The sequence below is a fragment of the Croceibacterium mercuriale genome (genome assembly GCF_000802385.1).
In the GTDB taxonomy this organism is placed as follows: Bacteria; Pseudomonadota; Alphaproteobacteria; order Sphingomonadales; family Sphingomonadaceae; genus Croceibacterium; species Croceibacterium mercuriale.
In genome coordinates this window covers 1,251,077-1,270,873 of record NZ_JTDN01000001.1, presented here as the reverse complement: position 1 = coordinate 1,270,873, position 19,797 = coordinate 1,251,077, and the positions used below count along the sequence as shown (strand labels likewise).

The following is a 19,797-nucleotide window of genomic DNA, read 5'->3' as shown; positions in this document are numbered from 1 at the left end:
TGCGTTCGACCTTCGCGATTGCGGATGTTGCATTGCAGCATGGCGAACATCATGTTGCGACCATGATGCATAGCCCTTCGCGATCACGCCCCGATGTCCTGGTGCTGCAAGGCGGCGGTGCCTTGGGCGCATATCAGGCCGGCGTGTACGAGGCGTTGCACCAGACCGGGTTCGAGCCGGACTGGATCGCCGGCATCTCCATCGGCGCGATCAACGCCGCGATCATCGCCGGCAACCCGGCGGAACGTCGGGTGGAGCGGTTGCGGCAGTTCTGGGATCTCGTCTCGTCCGAATGGCTTGTGCAGCCGCTGGTGCCGGAAGGCACGGTGCGTCAGTGGTTCAACGAATGGGCGGCGGCCGGCATCATGGCGGGCGGCGTGCCCGGCTTCTTCCGCCCGCGTCCGCCGGTCGACTGGCTGCTGCCGGGCGAGATGCCGCCGCTGGGTGTGTACGACACCACGCCGCTGCGTGACACGCTGCTGGAACTGGTCGATTTCGACCGGCTGAACGATGGCGCCATGCGGGTCAGCGTGGGGGCGGTGAATGTGCGGACCGGCAACTTCTCCTATTTCGACAACCGGGAACGTACGATCGGGCCGGAGCACGTGATGGCCAGCGGCGCGCTGCCGCCCGGCTTTCCGCCAGTGATGATCGACGGGGAGGCATGGTGGGATGGCGGGCTGGTGTCCAACACGCCGTTGCAGCATGTGCTGGACGAAGCGCAAGGCGACCTGACCGTGTTCCAGGTCGACCTGTTCCATGCCCTGGGCGACATGCCGACCAATATCTCGGAGGTGCTGCAACGGGACAAGGACATCCGCTACAGCAGCCGTACCCGCATGAACACCGACCTGCAGCAGCAGCTGGAGGAGCTGCGGCTGGCGGCTGCGCGGCTGGTGGCCAAGCTGCCGCCGGAACTGCAGGATGATCCGGATGTCCGGGCATTGTCCGTCCTGCCACGGCCGGGTGCGGTATGTGTGCTGCACCTGATCAACCGCCGCGAGCCGTTCGAGACGCAGAGCAAGGATTACGAGTTCAGTCGCGCCACGGTGAACGGCCACTGGGAGTCGGGCATTGCGGACGGCACGGAATCGCTGCGGCATCCGCTATGGCAGGCGCGTGATCGCTACCGGCGCGGGATCGTCACCTTCGACCTGACCCACCCCGACGGGCCGCAGGTGCGCTGCGGCGACGAGGCGCTGCTTACGGGTAGCTGATCCCGACCACTTCCCACTCCTTCTCGCCCGCGGGCAGGCGCACGGTGCGCAGGTCGCCCACGGCAGCGCCACGCAGCGCGCGGGCGATCGGCGCGCTCCAGCCGATGCGGTCGGCGGATGCGTCCTGCTCGTCATCGCCGACCAGGGTCAGCGTGCGCTGGTTGTCATCCTCGTCGGCGATGGTGATGGTGGCACCGAAGAAGGCGCGGCCACGATCGGGCGTGGCGGCCGGATCGATCACCCGCGCGGCCTTCATCCGGCGGACCAGATGCGCCAGTTCGCGGTCGATCTCCCGCATCCGCTTGCGGCCATACAGATAATCGCCATTCTCCGACCGGTCGCCATTGCCCGCAGCCCAGCTGACAATGGCGACGATCTCCGGCCGCTCGGTCCCCAGCAGGTGGTCATAGCGGGCCTTCAGCGCGCTCAGCCCTGCCGGGGTGATGGGATTGTCGTGCTGCTTCATGCGGCAGGCATTAGCCTACCGCAGGAAATCCTCCACCCCGCGTGCCCGGCCGAAGGGGGCGTTCTGCGGATAGAGCTGTTCGTAGACCACGGCATTCTCGATCACGCGGGTGACGTAGTTCTTGGTCTCGAAAAACGGGATCCGTTCGATCCAGTCGATCCAGCTGACGGAGCCGGTGCGCGGGTCGCCGTTGGCGGAGAGCCACTTGTTCACATTGCCCGGTCCCGCATTGTAGGCGGCGATCGCCAGCGGCCAGCTGCCGTAACGGGCATACAGCCGCTGGATGTGGTTGTTGCCCAGCGTCATGTTGTAGCCGGCATCGTCGATCAGGCTGGACTGGATATATGCCAAGCCTGCCTTGTTCGCCTCCTCCCGCGCGGTGCCCGGCATCAGCTGCATCAGGCCGGTAGCACCGGCATGGCTTATCGCATTCTGGGCGAACTGGCTTTCCTGCCGGGCGATGGCGTGGACCATGGTCCAGTCGGCGCCAGCCGGCGGGATCACGGTCGGGAAGCCGATGCGGGTGAAGCCGGTATGACCATCCGCCACTGCGGAATCGAGCAGGTTGACCGCCAGGTCACGCCGGCCGATCTCCCGCGCCAGTTCGGCCACCAGCATGTGCTCGCCGGCACTTGTCGCCTGGTCGGCAAGTTCGCGATAGAACCTTATGCCCACGCGCCACGGGGCGTCGCGGGCGACTTCGGTCACGGCAGCGGTGATCGGCAATTGCCGGAACCGCTGGCGTTCCTCCGCGGTCGGCTCGCCCGCGGGTCCGTCGGGGAAGGGCGGCACCGGGCGGCCGAGTGCCGCCAGCGCCATCTGCCCGTAGAATCGGTCGGGGTAGGCTGCGGCCAGCTCATAGTAACGCTGCGCCCCTGCGGCGTCGCCGGCCCGTGTGGCGGCAAAGCCGGCCCAGTAGAACCCCTTGGAGCGGGTCTGCCCCGTGCGGGCCGCATTGCCGTACCGGTAGAACAGCGGTGCCGCGCTGGCAGCGTCGCCCAGCTGCCACAGGGCCTGCGTACCGCCCAGCCACACGAGCGACGTATAATCGTCGCGCAGCTTGTACGGCTTGATGCTGATGTCGGCGCCAGCCTCGAACGCCTCGTCGATGCGGGCGGCGATGGCGACGGCGGACCGCGCGTCGGCGGCGCGCGCGGCGGCGAGCTGCTCCTCCACCCAGCGGGTCTGGTCGAAGGGAAGACGCGAAAGCTGCGGGTGCTGTGCCGCCAGCATCACCGCCTCGCCGGTGCGATCTTCCTGCCGCAGTTCGCGGCTGCGATTGTACAGCCAGCCCGGATCGGCCCGGGCGGTCGGATCGCCGATCGCGCCATCGCCGCCCTGCAGGATGGCGAGCCGGGCCGAGAAGACCGGCTGCAATGCCGGGGAGGTCCACACCATCTGCCGTTCCGCCGCCAGCCGGTCACGCTGCCACAGCAGCGCATCCATGCGCGCATCGTGATCGGCCTGCGTCAGCTGCCCGCCATAACTGGCGAGGATCGCGGCAGAGGCGGTGTCGGCCATCTCTCCGCCGCGCCATGCCTCCAGCGCGACCTGCGCCGCCGCATCCGGCCGGACCGACATCAAGGCCAGCGCATATTGCGCACGGGCCGTGTTGCCGAGCGGCGGGTAGCTGTCGAAAAAGGCGACAACCTGCCCCGGGTCGGCATATTCCTGACTGAGCCGGCCTTCGGCGAAACCGCGCATCCGCGTCTCGTCCGGCATGCCGGGATATTGCATCAGGAACCCGGCATAATCGTTGAACGAGAAGGATCCGCCTGCACTCAGCGCCTGCCAGCGGGCGATCGCGCCCGCCATCGGCCCCGGCTGCACCGCGGAAAGCTGCGCACGATTGCGGTCATATTCTGCGGCGACTGCCGCGGGGTCGGTGCTCTGGGCCGTGGCGGAGAACGGGAAAGCGAGCGCGCTGGCCAGCAGCAGCGCGGCAAATCGGGTGTGAAGCATGCTGGACATCGTGCCGGGCGGCTCCTTATCAGGCGCTTAACGAACAGGGGTATGCGGCCGAACGGCCGTGTCGAGCCCCTGGTTAACGGACAAGGCGAAAGCGGCGCAATGTTTTCTGGCTCAATTCCTGCACTCGTCACACCGTTCCGCGATGGCGCGGTGGACGAGAACGCCCTCCGGCGCCTGGTGGACTGGCAGATCGAGAGCGGTTCTGCCGCCCTGGTCGCCTGTGGCACGACTGGGGAGGCATCGACCCTGGACAATCAGGAGCATCACCGCGTCATCGGTCTGGTGGTGGAGTTCGCCCAGGGCCGTGTGCCGGTGATTGCCGGCTGCGGCAGCAATGATACCCGCACCGCATTGTGGCATCTGGAAGAGGCGCAGAAGCTGGGCGCCAGTGCCGCGCTGTGCGTTGCGCCCTACTACAACCGTCCCAGCCAGGCCGGGCTGCTGGCGCATTTTTCCACCATGGCCAAGGCGTGCGACCTGCCGATCATGCTGTACAACGTGCCCGGCCGCACGGTGACGGACCTGCTGCCTGAGACGGTGGCCGAGCTGCACCGGCGGCACCCGGACCGGATTGTGTCGCTGAAGGATGCCAGCGGCGATCTGACGCGGGTAGTGACGCACCGGCTGCTTGCGGGCGGGGGGCTGTGCCAGCTGTCGGGTGACGATCCTCTCGCGCTGGCTGGCCGCGTGCTGGGGCAGACCGGCTGCGTGTCGGTGACCGCAAACGTCGCTCCCGCGCTGTCCGCCGCGTTGCACGCCGCCTGCGATGCGGGTGACTGGACGCTGGCAGGATCGCTCAACGATCGCCTGTTCCCGTTGCACCGAGCCTTGTTCGCCGATGCGAGCCCCGCGCCGACCAAGTACGCGCTGGCAAGATTGCACCCGTGGCTGACGGAGGAGGTGCGCCTCCCCATCGTGCCTTGCAGCGATGGTGCGCGGGCGGCGGTAGATGCGGCGCTGGCCGGGCTGGAATTGCTCGACTAGGACGAACATTGCGCATCCCGGGGCTTCCCGCCGGTTCCTTTGCGTCCTACATGCCGCGGTCCAATGGCCAGACCCAAACCCGCCACCTTCGACAAGCAGAAGACCGTCGCCGAGAACCGGCGCGCGAAGTTCGATTATTTCATCGAGGAAACGTTCGAGGCGGGGATCGCCCTCAGCGGCACCGAGGTGAAGTCCCTGCGCGGTGGCGAGGGGTCGATCGCCGAAAGCTATGCACAGGTGCATGACGGACAGGCCTGGCTGATCAATGCCAACGTGCCGGAGTTCAGCCACGGCAACCGTTACAATCACGAGCCCAAGCGGCCGCGCAAGCTGCTGCTGCACAACCGCGAGATCGAGAAGATGATCGGCGCGGTGGAGCGCAAGGGCATGACGCTGATCCCGCTGTCGGTCTACTTCAACAGCCGTGGGCGGGCCAAGGTCGAGCTGGCGCTGGCCAAGGGCAAGCAGGTGCATGACAAGCGCCAGACGGTGAAGGATCGCGACTGGAAACGGGACAAGGCGCGGATCATGCGCGATCGCGGGTGATCGCCCGATGATCGTGTGCCCGCCTGCTTCCGCTCCCCCGCCAAAGGTGTAAAGCGCAGGCCATGGCTGAAGGTGAGAAATGGTGGCGGCCGCGCATGATGACGCGGGAGGAGATGGGCCAGAACCGTTGGCTCGCTCCCATAGCGCATCGTTTCCTCAGCCCTGAACTGTGGCGCTTCACCCGCCGCTCGGTGCCGCGCGGGGTGGCGCTGGGGCTGTTCGCCGGCTTCATCGTGCCGGTGGGGCAGATCTTCCTGGCCGCGTTCCTGGCCCTTCCGCTGCGTGCCAATGTGCCTGTCGGCGCGGCGGCGACCTTCCTGACCAATCCCTTCACCTTGCCGTTCTTCCTGGTCCTGGCCAACCGGCTGGGTCACTGGGCCCTGTTCATGGATCAGGCGACCGGCGGCACGGCGCCCGAGCGGCTGGATGGCGGCGTCTGGGGCTGGCTGGACTGGTTCGTCGAAGCAGCCGGCGCAACCGCGCTGGGTTACCTGATCCTGGCGATCCTGAGTGCCATCATCGGCTATGCCGTGGCCGCGCTGGTGTGGCGCCTCGTCGTGGCCCGGCGCTGGAAAAATCGTCGCCACAGGCGGATGCGCCGCGAACCGGACCAGGTCGGGTCTTGAGCGAGGGCCGTGCCCGCCTGACCGTCGGCGAAGGGCTGGCGCTCGCGGCGGCTGTCGCGGCCAGCCTCGCCCTGCTGAACCATGCTACCGGCAGCCTGTTGCTGCTGGCGGCCTATGCCGGCGGCCTGCTGACGCTGGGCGTCCTGGCCTGGCTGCTGCTGCGCCGAAGGCTGGACCAGCCGGCCGCGGGCGAAGTGCTGCTGCCGGACTGGTCCGTCACGGGGGGCGCGATCGAGGTGGACGGCGCGCAGAGCGGCGCTGCCATCGCCATCACCGACCGGGCCAATCGGCTGGTCTGCGCCAATACCATCTATGTAACCGCGTTCGGCGCCACGATCGCCCCGCCGCGCGTCCCCCTGGAAGAGGCGCAGGTGGACGCGCTTGGCGCCGCAATCCGCACGGCATGGCGTGACGGTTCCGGCGGCCCTGTCGCGGTGACCGGCCGGAACGGCAGCTGGACGGCCAGCGTCCGACGCACCGGCGTGGGCGAGGATCACCTGATCTGGCGCTTCCATCCGGCCGAACCGACCGATCCGGCGGCAGCCCTGGCCGATCAGCTGGCCGGCGGCATGGGCCAGTTGCTGTCCACCGCCGGCATCGAGGCCGCGCTGGTGGCACATGATGGTGCCCTTGCCGCCGTGACGCACGGTTTTGCGGCCCGGGCTGCGGGCGATGCGGAAGCCAATCTGGCAGGGCAGGAACTCGCCACCCTGCTGCGCGCCGACGAGCGGGAGCGGATCTACTTCGCCCGGGAGGGACGCGACGGCCGCCCGCAGGCGATGGTGTCCGCGCCGCTGGGCGACGGCGGCGGAACGCTGGTGCTGCTGGTCGATGCCGGCGCGCAGCTTGCCGGCTGGGGCACGGAACCGGCCGATCAGGCAGCGCAGCTGCAGGCGGTGCTGGCATCGCTGCCGCTGGGCCTGGCGGTGGCGGACCGTGACGGACGGCTGCTGTTCGCCAATCCCGCCTTCGCCCGCGCGGCTGGTGTGCAGGGACAGCCGTTGCCGACCTATCCTACCGACCTGGTGGTGCGGCAGGACAAGGCGGAGCTGTCCGCCGGGGTGCGCCGCCATGGGCAGGGCACCCCCACGTCGGACGAGATCACCGTACGCCTGCGCTCCGGGCCCGAGGAACCGGTCACGCTGGGGCTGGCGGGTGTCCGCGGGCTGGGCGAGGCGGCGGTGCTGCTGTCGCTGATCGACAGCACGGAGCAGAGCCGGCTCAAGCGGCAGGTGGCGCAGGCCAGCAAGATGCAGGCGATCGGCCAGCTGGCGGGCGGCGTGGCGCACGATTTCAACAATGTACTGACTTCCATCATCGGGCAGTGCGACCTGATGCTGATGCGGCACCTGCCCGGCGACAGCGATTATGGCGAGATCCAGCAGATCAAGGCGGATGCCAACCGCGCCGCTTCCCTGACACGGCAGCTGCTCGCCTTCTCCCGCCAGCAGACGCTGCAGCCGCAGGTGCTGCAGCTGCCCGACGTGCTGGCCGAGGTGAGCCAGCTGCTGAAGCGCCTGCTGGGCGTGCACATCACGCTGGAGGTGCGGCACGACCGCGATCTGGGCGTGGTGCGCGCAGATCCGCGGCAGCTGGAGCAGGTGATCGTCAATCTGGCGGTGAACGCGCGCGATGCGATCCAGGCCCGGCGCGGCGATCAGGCGCGCGGCACGCTGAGCTTCACCACAAGGCGGATCAGTGCGGCGGACATCGCCCGCATGGACAGCCAGATCATCCCGCCCGGCGAATATACCGCGCTGATCGCGGAAGATGATGGCGGCGGCATCCCCGAACAGCATCTGCCCAAGATCTTCGAGCCGTTCTTCACCACGAAGGAGCAGGGGAAGGGCACCGGACTCGGCCTGTCCACGGTCTATGGCATCGTGAAGCAGTCCGGCGGGTTCATCTTCGCCGACAATGTGGCCGGGCTGGCCACCGGGCCAGGATCGGCCAAGGGCGCGCGCTTCACCATCTTCCTCCCCGTGCACCGTGCCACCGCGGAGGAGCTCGACCGGCTCGCCGCGCCGCCGCCAGAGCCGGAGCTGGCCGGCAGCGGCGACTGGTCGGGCGGCGCGCGCATCCTGCTGGTGGAGGACGAGGACATGGTGCGCCTGGTGGCGCAGCGCGCCCTGCTGCGCGCCGGGCATGAGGTCGTGACCGCCGGCGATGGCGAGGAGGGCCTGGAGCAGCTGCGCAACGCGCTGGCGGCAGGGCAGCCGTTCGACATGGTGGTGAGCGACGTGGTGATGCCGGTGATGGATGGCCCGGCCATGGTCCGCGCCATCCGCACGATGGTGCCCGACATGCCGGTCCTGTTCATGTCCGGCTATGCCGAGGCCCAGCTGCGCAGCGAGATCGACGAGCCCGACCTGCACTTCCTGGCCAAGCCCTTCAATGTTGCGCAGATTGCCGCCAAGGTGGGGCAGGTGATCGCCGCACGCTGATTCGTCGGGCGCGGCGCCAGTGGGGGATGCCGGAATGCTGCATCGTGAGGGATCGATCGCCTGTGCCGGCCTGCTGCTCGCCGCGGCCATGCCCGTACAGGCGCAGGACGCCACCATGCCGCTGGGCGCAAGCGCGCAGGGCGATGTCTCGGTCACCATCTACAACAACGATCAGGCGCTGGTGCAGGACGTTCGCCAGCTCGCGATTCCCCGCGGCCGCAGCACGGTCGTCCTGCCTGACGTGTCCGCCCGCATCCGGCCGGAGACGCTGGGCTTCGCGACGGCGGATGCCGGGATCGTGGAGCAGAATTTCGATTTCGACCTGCTGACGCCCGGCAGCCTGATGGAGAAGGCGGTCGGGCGTCCGGTCACGCTGATCCGCACCAATCCGGGCACCGGCGCGGAGGTGCGGGAGCGGGCGACGGTCCTATCCACCGCCGGCGGCGTGGTGGTGCAGATCGGCGAGCGGATCGAGGTGTTGCGTGACGATGGCCTGCCTGTGCGGGTGATCTTCGACGAGGTGCCGCCCAACCTGCGCGCCCGGCCGACCCTGTCGGTCACGGTAGACAGCACGGCCGCCGGCAGCCGGCCTGTCGCTATTCGTTATCTCACCACAGGGCTGGCGTGGAATGCCGATTATGTGGCCCTGTTCGACGAGGCGGCCGGCACGATGGCGATGCAGGGCTGGATCACGCTGAACAACCAGACCGGCACGACCTTCAGCAATGCCCGCACATTGCTGGTCGCCGGATCTCCCGGAACGGGCCAGCCGCAGTATGGCCCGACGCGCAGGGCTGGGGTCGCGCCATTCCAGCCGGGTACCGGCAGTGCCCAGCGGGAGAGGGTGGGTGATTATTACCTCTATCCCCTGGCGCAGCCGACCACCATCGCCAGCAACCAGACCAAGCAGGTCAGTTTCCTGGACGTGCAGGGTGTTCCGGCGCGCCGGGCCTTCTTCCGGGAGGTGCCCTGGCTGACCAGTGACGAGGCGCCCGTGAACGCCACCAGCCTGATCCAGTTCAGCACCGGGGCGGCCGGGCCCGAAACCGGCCTGGGCGATGCGCTGCCGGCCGGAACAGTACGCTTCTACCAGCGTGACCAGGCCGGCAACCCGCAATTCATCGGCGAGGACCAGGTCCGCCACAGCCCGGCCGGCAGCCAGCTGGGCCTGACCACCGGAGAGGCGTTCGACATAACCGTCGAGGCGCAGGTGACCGCGCGGGAGCGGATTTCCGCCGGTGAGTTCGCGGCCAGCGCCCGGTACCGCGTGACGCAGGATGATGGCAGCACCAGCACGGCGACGGTGGAGCAGGCGGTGGAATACTGGCGCACGACGATGCGCTACACCCTGACCAACGCCCGTTCGCAGCCGGTGGAGGTCGACCTGCTGCAGAGCGGCCTGTCGAACAACTGGTGGCTGAACGACACGCGTGCGGTGCAGGAAAGCGTCATGGGGCGGCAGCTCGATGCCGATCGGCGGCTCCATGTCGTGCCCGTGCCCGCGAACGGGCGGGCGGATGTGACCGTCACCTACGAAACCCGCTACTGATCCGCGGCACGCGGGGGGCACGCCATGCGCGCGATCATCGGAGGAGTGCTGGCGCTGGCCATGGCCGCGCCCGCCAGTGCGCAGAGCGTGGTGGATGCGTCGGCCCCGCTGGCCCATGCCGTCACGATCTACCGCGATCCTGATCGCAGCCCGGATGCGGCCATGAACCGCGGCTGGCCCCGCGGCTTTGCCATGATCACGGAACGGCGGCAGGTGACGTTGCCGCCCGGGCAGTCCACAATCCGCTTCACCGGTGTGGCGGAAGGCATGATCGCGGTCAGCGCCATCGTCACCGGCCTGCCGGGCGGCCCGGTCGAGCAGAACCGCGATGCCGATCTGCTCGGTCCTGCGGCGCTGGTGGATGGTACGCTGGGCAATCGCGTGACGCTCACCCGCACGAACCCGGCCACCGGGCGCGAACAGGCGGAACCCGCCATCATCCGCACCCGCGCCGATGGCGGGCTGGTGGTGCAGACCGCGCAAGGGTTCGAAGCCGTGCGCTGTTCGGGCCTGCCGGAGCGGCTGAGCTTCGACCGGGTGCCGGACGGGCTCTCGCCGCAGCCGGTCTTCTCCATCCAGGCGGCCGATGCCGTCGGCGGGACTTACGAGGTGGAGCTGACCTACCTGTCCTGGGGGTTCGACTGGCAGGCACATCATGTCGCGCTGCTGGCTGCGCCCGATCGGGTCGCGGACCGTCCGGGTGACGTGCGGCTGGGGCTGACCAGCTGGCTGACCCTGCTGAACGACAATGGGCAGAGTTTCCCGGGTGCGGAGCTGCAGGTGGTGGCCGGCACGCTGAACATCACCAGCGATTTCCGTCGTCTTGCCAGCCCGCCACAGGCCCGACCGCTCAATCTCACCTGCTATCCGCTGGGCAGCACGGCCCAAGGTACCGAGGCATTGGACATCGGTGCCTTCGCGCCGATGATGGAGGCGATGGCGCCACCCCCACCTCCACCACCACCACCACCACCGGCCCCGGTAGCGGACAACATCACCGTCACCGGCGCGCGTATCGCCATGATCGCGCAGGAGGAGGAACTTGGGGGCCTGCGGCTCTACCGGGTGCCGGAGCCGGTGACGGTGGCCGCCAGGGGGCAGAAGCAGATCGCCTTCCTCCAGCGCGACGGGATCGCCGCGACGCTGGTCTACCGGGCAACCTGCCTGCCGGACTGGGGCAGCGAGACCGCGCGCCCATTCGACATGCGGCTGGAGACGGTGAACGACCAGGAACATGGACTGGGGATCGCCTTGCCGTCTGGCGGGCTGACCCTGTTCGAACCGACGGCCGCGGGTGACCTGCTGATCGGAGAGGAAAGCCTGCCCGACCGAGCGGCGGGGCAGCAGGTCGGCGTGGCACTGGCGGCCAGCACGCAGGTATATCTGACCTGCCAGCAGGTTCGCGCCGGGCGTCGCAGCCAGCAGATGGCGGCGACGATCAGCAATGCCGGGACCACGCCCGTGCAGGTGCGGCTGGAAGTTTACCGACCATCACTCGGGCGGGTCGCCGGTCTGCGGGACACCCGGTTGAAGGACGGCATGACGGTGACCGAACTGGTTGTCCCGGCTGCTGCCACCCGACAGCTGCGCTGGAGCGTCCGGCCGGTGGCCGGCATGGATTGAAACGGGGTAGGAAATTATCTGTTCGCCACTTGTTCCAAAGGAACAAAGCGAATACATGGTCAGAAACATCCACAGCCTATTGCAAGAGGGCTTGCCATGGCGGGGTGTTCTGACGGAGGCACGGATGGCGGCAGAACTGAAGCTGGTCGAAAAGGACAAGAACTTGGACCGTCAGAAGGCATTGGATGCAGCGCTCGCCCAGATCGACCGGGCGTTCGGCAAGGGCTCGGCCATGCGGCTGGGCTCGAAGGAAACGATGCAGGTGGAATCGATCTCCACCGGCTCGCTCGGCCTCGATATCGCGCTAGGCGTCGGCGGCTTGCCGCGCGGGCGCGTGATCGAGATCTATGGCCCGGAAAGCTCCGGCAAGACGACGCTGGCCCTGCACACCATTGCAGAGGCGCAGAAGGGTGGCGGCACGGCTGCGTTCGTCGACGCGGAACATGCGCTGGACCCGGTCTATGCCAAGAAGCTGGGCGTGAACATCGACGAGCTGATCGTGTCGCAGCCCGATACGGGCGAGCAGGCGCTGGAGATCGTGGATACGCTGGTGCGATCCAATGCGATCGATGTGCTGGTGGTCGATTCGGTCGCCGCCCTGGTGCCGCGTGCGGAGATCGAGGGCGAGATGGGCGATAGCCATGTCGGCCTGCAGGCACGATTGATGTCGCAGTCGCTGCGCAAGCTGACCGGCTCCATCAGCCGCAGCCGCTGCATGGTGATCTTCATCAACCAGCTGCGCATGAAGATCGGCGTGATGTACGGCAACCCGGAGACGACCACGGGAGGCAACGCGCTGAAGTTCTACGCGTCGGTCCGTCTGGACATCCGCCGTACCGGACAGATCAAGGATCGTGACGAGATCGTCGGCAACGCCACGCGCGTGAAGGTCGTGAAGAACAAGGTTGCCCCTCCGTTCAAGCAGGTCGAATTTGACATCATGTACGGCGAAGGCGTGTCCAAGATCGGCGAGATCCTGGATCTTGGCGTGAAGGCCGGGCTGGTGGAGAAGTCCGGCAGCTGGTTCTCCTATGACAGTGTCCGCATCGGGCAGGGCCGGGAGAACGCCAAGACCTTCCTGCGCGACAATCCCGAACTGCGCGACAAGCTGGAGGCGGCGATCCGCAGCCGGACCGACAAGGTGGCCGAGGAGATGATGGTCGGCCCCGATGCGGAAGATGCCGAGTTCTGAGAAAGCTCACGCGCCGTGTCGTGCCGCCCTGCGGCATCGGCACGGTGCGGCCTGCAGGTTGATCCCGCTTGCCGCCGGCCATTCCGCCGCTTAATCCGGCGGCGCAATGACCTCCACCAACGATATCCGCCGCACCTTCCTCGAGTTCTTCGGGCGCAACGATCACAAGATCGTGCCGTCGGCTCCGCTGGTGCCGTACAACGACCCCAGCCTGATGTTCGTGAATGCGGGCATGGTCCCGTTCAAGAACGTGTTCACTGGTCTGGAAGCTCCGCCGGCGCCGCGCGCCACCTCCTCGCAGAAATGCGTGCGCGCCGGGGGCAAGCACAACGATCTCGACAATGTCGGCTACACCGCGCGGCACCTGACCCTGTTCGAGATGCTGGGCAATTTCAGCTTCGGCGACTACTTCAAGGAACAGGCGATCGAGCACGCCTGGGCCCTGGTGACCCGCGAGTTCGGCCTTGCCGCCGACCGGCTGTGCGTCACCGTCTACCACACCGATGACGAGGCGGCCGATCTGTGGCGGCGCATCGCCGGTCTGCCGGACGAGCGCATCATCCGCATCGCCACCAAGGACAATTTCTGGGCCATGGGCTCGGATGGTCCATGTGGCCCGTGCTCGGAGATCTTCTGGGATCACGGTCCGGAGATCGCCGGTGGTCCCCCAGGATCGCCGGACGAGGATGGCGACCGCTTTGTCGAGATCTGGAATTTGGTGTTCATGCAGCACCTGCAGGAAGCCGACCAGATCGTCGCCGACCTGCCGCGTCCCTCCATCGACACCGGCATGGGGCTGGAGCGCATCGCGGGCGTGCTGCAGGGCGTGCACAATGTGTTCGAGACGGACACGTTCCGGACGCTGATCACCGCCAGCCAGGATGCCGTGGGCGCCCGCGCCGACGATGCGACCATCGCCAGCCACCGGATCATCGCCGATCATCTGCGCTCGACCAGTTTCCTGATCGCGGACGGCGTGCTGCCAGCCAATGAAGGTCGTGGGTATGTGCTGCGCCGGATCATGCGACGCGCCATGCGTCACGCACATCTGCTGGGTGCTGGCGAGCCTCTGATGCATCGGATCGTGCCGACACTGGTCCAGGAAATGGGTCAGGCCTTCCCCGAACTGCCCCGCGCGCAGGCACTGATCACCGAAGTGCTCGAGCGGGAGGAGACCCGGTTCCGGCAGACGCTGGACAAGGGACTGCGCCTGCTGGACGAGGCAACGAGCGGGCTGACCGGCGGTGACAGCCTGCCGGGCGCAACGGCGTTCCGCCTGTATGACACGTTCGGGTTCCCGTATGACCTGACCGAGGACGCGCTGCGCGATCGCGGCATCGCGGTCGATCGCGCCGGGTTCGATGCGGCCATGGCGGAGCAGAAGGCGGCGGCCCGCGCTGCCTGGAAGGGCTCGGGCGCGGCTGCGGACAGCGAGTTGTGGTTCGACATCCTGGAACGCGCCGGTGCGACCGAGTTCACCGGCTATACCGCCACCAAGGGTGATGGTCAGGTAGTAGCGCTGATCGTGGACGGCGCGGAAGTGGCCGAGGCCGCCGCCGGTGACGAGATCATCGTTCTGGCCAATCAGACGCCGTTTTATGGCGAGAGCGGCGGCCAGGTGGGCGATAGCGGATCCGCCACCAGCGATGCCGGCCTGCTGATCGAGATCACCGACACCGCCAAGCCGCTCGGCAAGTTGCACGCGATGCACGGCCGGGTGGTGACCGGTACGGTGCGAACGGGCAGTGACCTGCACCTTCAGGTGGACGTCGCGCGGCGTGATGCCATCCGTGCCAATCACTCCGCCACGCACCTGCTGCATGCTGCGCTGCGCAATCATCTGGGTGACCATGTGACGCAGAAGGGTTCGCTGGTGGCGCCTGATCGCCTGCGCTTCGATTTCTCCCACCCGCAGCCGCTGACACCCGCGCAGCTCGCCGCGGTGGAGACAGAGGTCAACGCGGAGATCCGCTTCAACGAGCCGGTCACCACCCGCCTGATGAGCCCGGACGATGCGGTCGCCGCGGGCGCGATGGCGCTATTCGGCGAGAAGTATGGCGAGGAAGTGCGCGTGCTGTCCATCGGTCGCGCCGACTGGAACGCAAGCGGGCGGACCTACTCGGTCGAACTATGCGGCGGCGTCCATGTGAGCGCCACGGGCGATATTGGCCTGTTCCGCATCATCGGCGAAAGCGCGGTCAGCTCGGGCATCCGGCGGATTGAGGCACTGACGGGTGAGGGTGCCCGCAACTGGGTGGTCGGCCGCGAGGAGGCGCTGAAGAGCATCGCTGCCACCATCAAGGCAACGCCCGAGGAGGCGCCGGCCCGTGTCGTAACGCTGCTGGAGGAACGTCGTCGGCTGGAGCGCGAGCTGGCCGAGGCGAAGAAGCAGCTGGCACTCGGCGGCGGTGGTAACACAGCGAGCGCGGCGGCGGACGAGGAGATCGCCGGCACTCGCTTCGCCGGTCAGGTGATCCCGGGCCTGGAAGCGCGCGATCTGCGCGGCCTGCTGGATCAGGCCAAGCAGCGTCTAGGCTCGGGCGTGGCGGCGATTGTCGCGGTCAACGATGGCCGCGCGACCATTGCGGTCGCCGTGACGCACGACCTGATTGGCCGCTTCGATGCGGTGCAGCTGGTGCGTGCCGGCGTGGAGGCGCTTGGCGGCAAGGGTGGCGGTGGACGCCCGGACATGGCGCAAGGCGGTGGTCCGGACGGCAATCAGGCGCATGCCGCACTGGATGCCGTGCGGGCGCATCTCACGACCGAGCCGGTGGCGGGCTAGTCCGCCAACCGGCCTGGTATCGAACCGCCCGCCCGGTGGCAGGCGGTTCGTCAGTTATTCACGATGGCCGGCGACGCCGCGCTGCTCAGGCTCGGAGCCGCGCGCGGTATCGTGCTTCATGTCGCGATCAGACCGGCCCGCGCCGACCTTGCCGGCACTCTCGCCGGTCTGCTGTGCAGGGCTGGTACCGGAATCGTCGCGGCGATCGGCCGGGTTGTTCGTCTGGCTCAAGGTCTCTCTCCTGTCAGTGTCGCTGCACAGAAGAACGCCCGGAGCGCGCACTTGGTTCACCGTCGGGTTTCAGCCCACCGTGCTGGTGCGCAGCTTGGGCTTATGATCCAGCGCGCCCCCTTGCATGATCGCGTCGCGGAACTCGTCGCGCTTCTCGTGGATGGAGGCGATCACCGGGCCCATCGCGACTCCCAGATCGACCAGCACCGCTTCCGATAGTTGCAGGCTGCTTTCCAGTGTCTCCGGCACGGCGGTCGTCGCGCCGCTGCGGTACAGGTCACCGGCATGCTGCGGATCACGGGCGCGGGCGATGATCGGCAGCCCGGGATAGGCGGAGCGCAGTTTGCGGGTGATCCGCTGGGCGAGCACAGGCTCGTCCATGGTCAGGATCACCGCCGGTGAGTTTGCCACGCCCAGCCGTTCCAGCGCCTCGATCCGGGCGCCGTTGGCGAACACGGCATTGTAGCCCTCCCGCCGGCTGCGCTCCGCCGTGTCGGCATCGGCATCGATCGCGATGTAGGGCTTGCCGTGATAGCGCAGCATGTCGGCCACAAGCCGTCCCACCCGGCCGCAGCCGATGATGATGGCGCGCGGCTCGTCGCCGTCCTCGGCAGCATCGGGGAGGGCGGGGACGGGATCCATCCGCCGGCCGATCAGCCGGCCCAGGGCCGCCAGCAGCGGCGTGATGGTGAGGCCGATGGCGGTCACCATCTGCCAGAACTGAGCGGTGCCCGGCTGGATCAGCTGTGCGGTGGCGGCGGTCGCCAGCACGATCAGCGTGGTTTCGGACGGGCTGGCCATGAGGATACCCGTCTCCGTCGCGGTGCCGAGACGGGCCCCCATCAGCCGCAGCAGCACGCCGGTGACCACCGCCTTCAGCGTCAGCACGCTGACGACGGCCAGTGCGATCGGGCCCAGATTGCTCCAGAGCTGTACCAGGTCGATGCCCATGCCGACCGTGATCAGGAACACGCCGAGCGCCAGGCCCTTGAACGGCTCCATGATCCCCTCGACCTCGACATGGTACTCGGTCTCGGCGATCAGGAGCCCGGCGATCAGCGCGCCGAAGATCGGTGACAGGCCGATCAGGCCGGTGGCGAGACTGGCACCGATCACGACCAGCAGGCTGGCGGCCAGGAACAGCTCCGGGCTCTTGGTCCGGGCCGCCTGCGCAAACAGGTATGGCAACGCATAGCGGCCGATCACCATCATGCCACCGACGACCAGCACACCCAGCAGCAGCGTGTCGAGCAGACCGTCCACCCCGTTGCTGCCGGCGACAGGCGCCAATGCGCCGAGCAGGAAGATGATCGGCACGATGGCGATATCCTCGAACAGCAGCATGGCCAAGGCCGCGCGACCGACCGGCGTGTGCGTGCCCGCCATCGGGAGCACCAGCGCCGTGGAGGACAGCGCCAGCGCCAGGCCGAGACCCAATGCGCCGGTCCAGTACTGCCCCAGCAGGACCAGCAGACCGGCCAGCAGCGAAGCGTTGATCAGCAGCTCCAGCGCGCCCAGGCCGAAGACCAGCCGCCGCATGGCCCACAGGCGATTGAAGCTGAGCTCCAGCCCGATGGTGAACAGCAGCAGCACAATGCCGAACTCGGCAAACGGGGCGAGGCCTTCCGGATCGGTGATCGTGATCCAGGTCAGCCAGGGCTGCTGGGGCACCATGCGGCCAAGACCAAAGGGGCCGACCAGCAGGCCGACCAGGATGAAGCCGATGATCGGGGTGATGCGAAACCGGGCAAAGACCGGAATGACGATGCCCGCTGCGACGAGAATGACAAGGGCATCGGACAGGGTAGGGGAGATGTGCATTGCGTGCATGGCGCGCACTATCGTGCCTGGATGACGGTAACACAACGTTTCTGAACTTTGCGCCCGGGTCGTTCCGCGCCGCGGGCCAGAACATCCCATCGGCGCGGCAAGACGATTGGCGCTGCGCCGCATCATCGCTATGCGGCGAAAATGATTGAACCGGAACAGGATCGCACGGGCGAACGGATCGCCAAGCTGCTGGCGCGCGCCGGCGTCGCCAGCCGGCGGGAGATCGAGCGGATGATCGCCGATCGCCGGATCGCGCTGAACGGCGTCATCATCGACACGCCGGCCACGATCCTGCCGGACCTGCGGGGGATCACGGTCGATGGTCAGCCCGTGGCCGAGCCCGAACGCACCAGGCTGTTCCGGTTCCACAAGCCGGCCGGCCTGCTCACGGCCGAGCGGGACCCGGCCGGCCGCCCGACCATCTACAACGCGTTGCGCAACGCCGTTCCGGCGGGGACGGGAAGGCTGATGCCGATCGGCCGGCTCGACCTCAACACCGAGGGCCTGCTGCTGATGACGAATGACGGCGAGTTCAAGCGGCTGCTGGAGCTGCCGGCAAATGGCGTACCGCGCACCTATCGCGCGCGAACCTTCGGGGACATCAGCCAGGCCCAGCTGGAGGAGCTGATCGAGGGCATCACGGTGGAAGGCATCCGCTATGGCCGGATCGATGCCAATCTGGAACGCAGCACCGGGCACAACCAGTGGATCGAGCTGACGCTGAGCGAGGGCAAGAACCGGGAAGTGCGGCGCGTGCTGGAGCATCTTGGCCTGCAGGTCAGCCGGCTGCTGCGCACCGCATATGGCCCGTTCCCGCTGGGCGACCTGCCACGAGGGGCGGCGGACGAGATCCCCCGCGAGATGACCGATCGCTTCGCCGCCAGCCTGCGCAAGGCAGCGGGCAAGCAGGCGGTGAAACCGGCGGGCACCGGTCCTCAGCACAGCCCACGTCCGCCAAGTTCGCGGCCGCCACGCCGATCCGGTCCCGGTGGTGGTGAGAGTGGCGATCGCGGGCGCCGTGCCCCTGTGAGCCGTCGCGGGAAGCCGGCATGAGGATCATTGCCGGCGAATGGCGCCGTCATCCCTTGCGCGCACCCAGTGGGGAGGTGACCCGCCCCTCCGGCGATCGCACGCGGGAGACCTTGTTCTCCATGCTGGCGAGCCGGCTCGGCACGTTTGAAGGATTGGTGGTGGCCGATCTGTTCGCCGGATCGGGCGCGCTTGGACTGGAGGCGCTGTCTCGCGGGGCAGCGTCGTGCCTGTTCGTGGAGCAGGATGCCGAGGCCTTGCGAGTATTGCGAGCGAACATTGCCGCCTTGCGAGCGCAGACTAGAGCCATCGTGCACGCCGGATCGGCGACGCAGATCGGAGCGCCGCGGCAGATGCTGGACCTGGTGCTGCTGGATCCGCCTTATGGCAGCGGCGCCGGTGGCGTTGCGCTGGACCGGATGGCGCGGCTTGGCTGGATCGGACCGTCAAGCTGGGTGGCGCTGGAGGTTGCCGCCAGGGAAGAGGTACGTCTGCCCGCCTTCACGATCGATACGGAGCGCAAGGTTGGATCGGCTCGGCTGGTCGTGGCACGACCGTCCGAGTAAAACGCGACAGGGCCGCCCGTTGCCGGGCGACCCTGCGCATTGACGTCAGACCTTAGCGTGCGCCGCGATTGACGCAGCCGTCGGTCACAGTGCGGCTGCACGTCGGATATTGTGCCGGCGTGGTGTGGCCCGGAGTCGCCTGTACCATCTGGTTGCTGGTGAACTGCGGCTGTCCAGCAGTGGATCCGGCCGGCGCGCCCATCGGCCGCGCTGCGGCACCTGTGGCCGAGCCACCCATGCCCGCGCCCATCGCGCTACCTGCCGGCGGGGTCGTGCCCATGCCTGAACCCATTCCCGGGGCCGCGGGGCGCGGCGGGGCGCCCATGGCGCCGCCGGGGGCGGGCGGCGTCGCACCGGGCCGCGGTGCGGTCGTGCCTGCTGCCGGGGGCATGGTGCCCTGGCGTGGCGCGGTCGTGCCGGACGGCGGGGGAGGGGTCCCCGCGGGCGCCGTGGTGGCGCCCGTCCCGCTACCGCGCGGCGGAGTGCCGGTGGTCGGCGGGGTGGTCGGACGCGGGGTGGTAGTCTGCGGCCCGGTTCCGGTGCGCGGCGGCATGGTCGTTGTCGTACCCGTTCCGGAGCCCATGGTGGTCTGGCCCGGCATGCTACCCGACGTACCCTGCTGCGCACCGGCAATACCGGGGGCCATGGCGATTGCGACGGCACCAATGCTGGCAAAAACTATGTTTCTCATTATTCTTCTCCCGAAGCGTATAACTTGGTGAATGTGGCGGGAGAACGTTC

At 68.1% G+C, this 19,797-nt stretch carries 15 protein-coding genes and 1 pseudogene; 11 read left to right on the top strand and 5 right to left on the bottom strand.

Annotated features, from left to right (window positions below; all coding sequences use genetic code 11):
* Positions 1-62: 62 nt before the first annotated feature.
* Positions 63-1,217: a patatin-like phospholipase family protein gene (locus tag PK98_RS05800; RefSeq protein WP_152608545.1), complete on the top strand. Its 1,155-nt coding sequence runs from the start codon at positions 63-65 to the stop codon at positions 1,215-1,217.
* Here PK98_RS05800 and PK98_RS05795 read toward each other — a convergent pair.
* Positions 1,204-1,683 (bottom strand): GreA/GreB family elongation factor, encoded by a 480-nt coding sequence (locus PK98_RS05795; protein ID WP_039094966.1) that lies wholly within the window; start codon positions 1,681-1,683, stop codon positions 1,204-1,206. The genes PK98_RS05800 and PK98_RS05795 overlap by 14 nt on opposite strands.
* A gap of 15 nt (positions 1,684-1,698) precedes the next feature.
* Entirely contained in the window at positions 1,699-3,654 is a 1,956-nt protein-coding gene (locus PK98_RS05790) for a lytic transglycosylase domain-containing protein (protein ID WP_039094964.1), read from the bottom strand.
* A gap of 99 nt (positions 3,655-3,753) precedes the next feature.
* On the opposite strand from PK98_RS05790, the gene dapA reads away from it, so the two are divergent.
* From dapA to alaS, 8 genes are all read left to right on the top strand, one after another.
* Positions 3,754-4,638: a 4-hydroxy-tetrahydrodipicolinate synthase gene (gene dapA, locus PK98_RS05785; protein ID WP_039096296.1), complete on the top strand. Its 885-nt coding sequence runs from the start codon at positions 3,754-3,756 to the stop codon at positions 4,636-4,638.
* A 63-nt stretch (positions 4,639-4,701) separates the two neighbouring features.
* Positions 4,702-5,184 carry an SsrA-binding protein SmpB gene (gene smpB, locus PK98_RS05780; protein WP_039094961.1) on the top strand — a complete coding sequence of 161 codons (483 nt, stop codon included), beginning with the start codon at positions 4,702-4,704 and terminating at the stop codon, positions 5,182-5,184.
* A gap of 62 nt (positions 5,185-5,246) precedes the next feature.
* Positions 5,247-5,810: a DUF2062 domain-containing protein gene (locus PK98_RS05775; protein ID WP_039094960.1), complete on the top strand. Its 564-nt coding sequence runs from the start codon at positions 5,247-5,249 to the stop codon at positions 5,808-5,810.
* On the top strand, positions 5,807-8,254 hold the full coding sequence (locus tag PK98_RS05770) for a hybrid sensor histidine kinase/response regulator (RefSeq protein ID WP_052208091.1): 2,448 nt from the start codon (positions 5,807-5,809) through the stop codon (positions 8,252-8,254). Before PK98_RS05775 ends, PK98_RS05770 begins: the two co-directional genes overlap by 4 nt.
* 34 nt (positions 8,255-8,288) lie before the next feature.
* Positions 8,289-9,803: a DUF4139 domain-containing protein gene (locus PK98_RS05765; protein WP_052208089.1), complete on the top strand. Its 1,515-nt coding sequence runs from the start codon at positions 8,289-8,291 to the stop codon at positions 9,801-9,803.
* Between the two features lie 24 nt (positions 9,804-9,827).
* Positions 9,828-11,426 (top strand): DUF4139 domain-containing protein, encoded by a 1,599-nt coding sequence (locus tag PK98_RS05760; RefSeq protein ID WP_052208087.1) that lies wholly within the window; start codon positions 9,828-9,830, stop codon positions 11,424-11,426.
* Between the two features lie 124 nt (positions 11,427-11,550).
* The gene (recA, locus tag PK98_RS05755) at positions 11,551-12,618 is read left to right on the top strand and encodes a recombinase RecA (RefSeq protein WP_039094959.1); all 1,068 of its coding nucleotides are present in this window, start codon (positions 11,551-11,553) and stop codon (positions 12,616-12,618) included.
* A gap of 106 nt (positions 12,619-12,724) precedes the next feature.
* Complete coding sequence (gene alaS / locus PK98_RS05750; protein ID WP_039094958.1) at positions 12,725-15,400, top strand: alanine--tRNA ligase; 2,676 nt, start codon at positions 12,725-12,727, stop codon at positions 15,398-15,400.
* A gap of 54 nt (positions 15,401-15,454) precedes the next feature.
* Here the strand turns inward: alaS and PK98_RS17010 are convergent, their stop codons facing one another.
* The gene (locus tag PK98_RS17010; RefSeq protein WP_161792407.1) at positions 15,455-15,631 is read right to left on the bottom strand and encodes a hypothetical protein; all 177 of its coding nucleotides are present in this window, start codon (positions 15,629-15,631) and stop codon (positions 15,455-15,457) included.
* A gap of 69 nt (positions 15,632-15,700) precedes the next feature.
* Positions 15,701-17,452 carry a cation:proton antiporter domain-containing protein gene (locus tag PK98_RS05745; protein ID WP_235425408.1) on the bottom strand — a complete coding sequence of 584 codons (1,752 nt, stop codon included), beginning with the start codon at positions 17,450-17,452 and terminating at the stop codon, positions 15,701-15,703.
* 150 nt (positions 17,453-17,602) lie between these two features.
* On the opposite strand from PK98_RS05745, the pseudogene PK98_RS05740 reads away from it, so the two are divergent.
* Positions 17,603-18,355 (top strand): annotated as a pseudogene (locus PK98_RS05740) (pseudouridine synthase); the annotation flags it as partial.
* A gap of 155 nt (positions 18,356-18,510) precedes the next feature.
* Positions 18,511-19,056: a 16S rRNA (guanine(966)-N(2))-methyltransferase RsmD gene (rsmD, locus tag PK98_RS05735; RefSeq protein WP_039094954.1), complete on the top strand. Its 546-nt coding sequence runs from the start codon at positions 18,511-18,513 to the stop codon at positions 19,054-19,056.
* 52 nt (positions 19,057-19,108) lie between these two features.
* On the opposite strand, the gene PK98_RS16680 is transcribed toward rsmD, so the two are convergent.
* Positions 19,109-19,747, bottom strand: coding sequence for a hypothetical protein (locus PK98_RS16680; protein ID WP_152608544.1), 639 nt, complete (start codon positions 19,745-19,747; stop codon positions 19,109-19,111).
* Between the last annotated feature and the right edge of the window lie 50 nt (positions 19,748-19,797).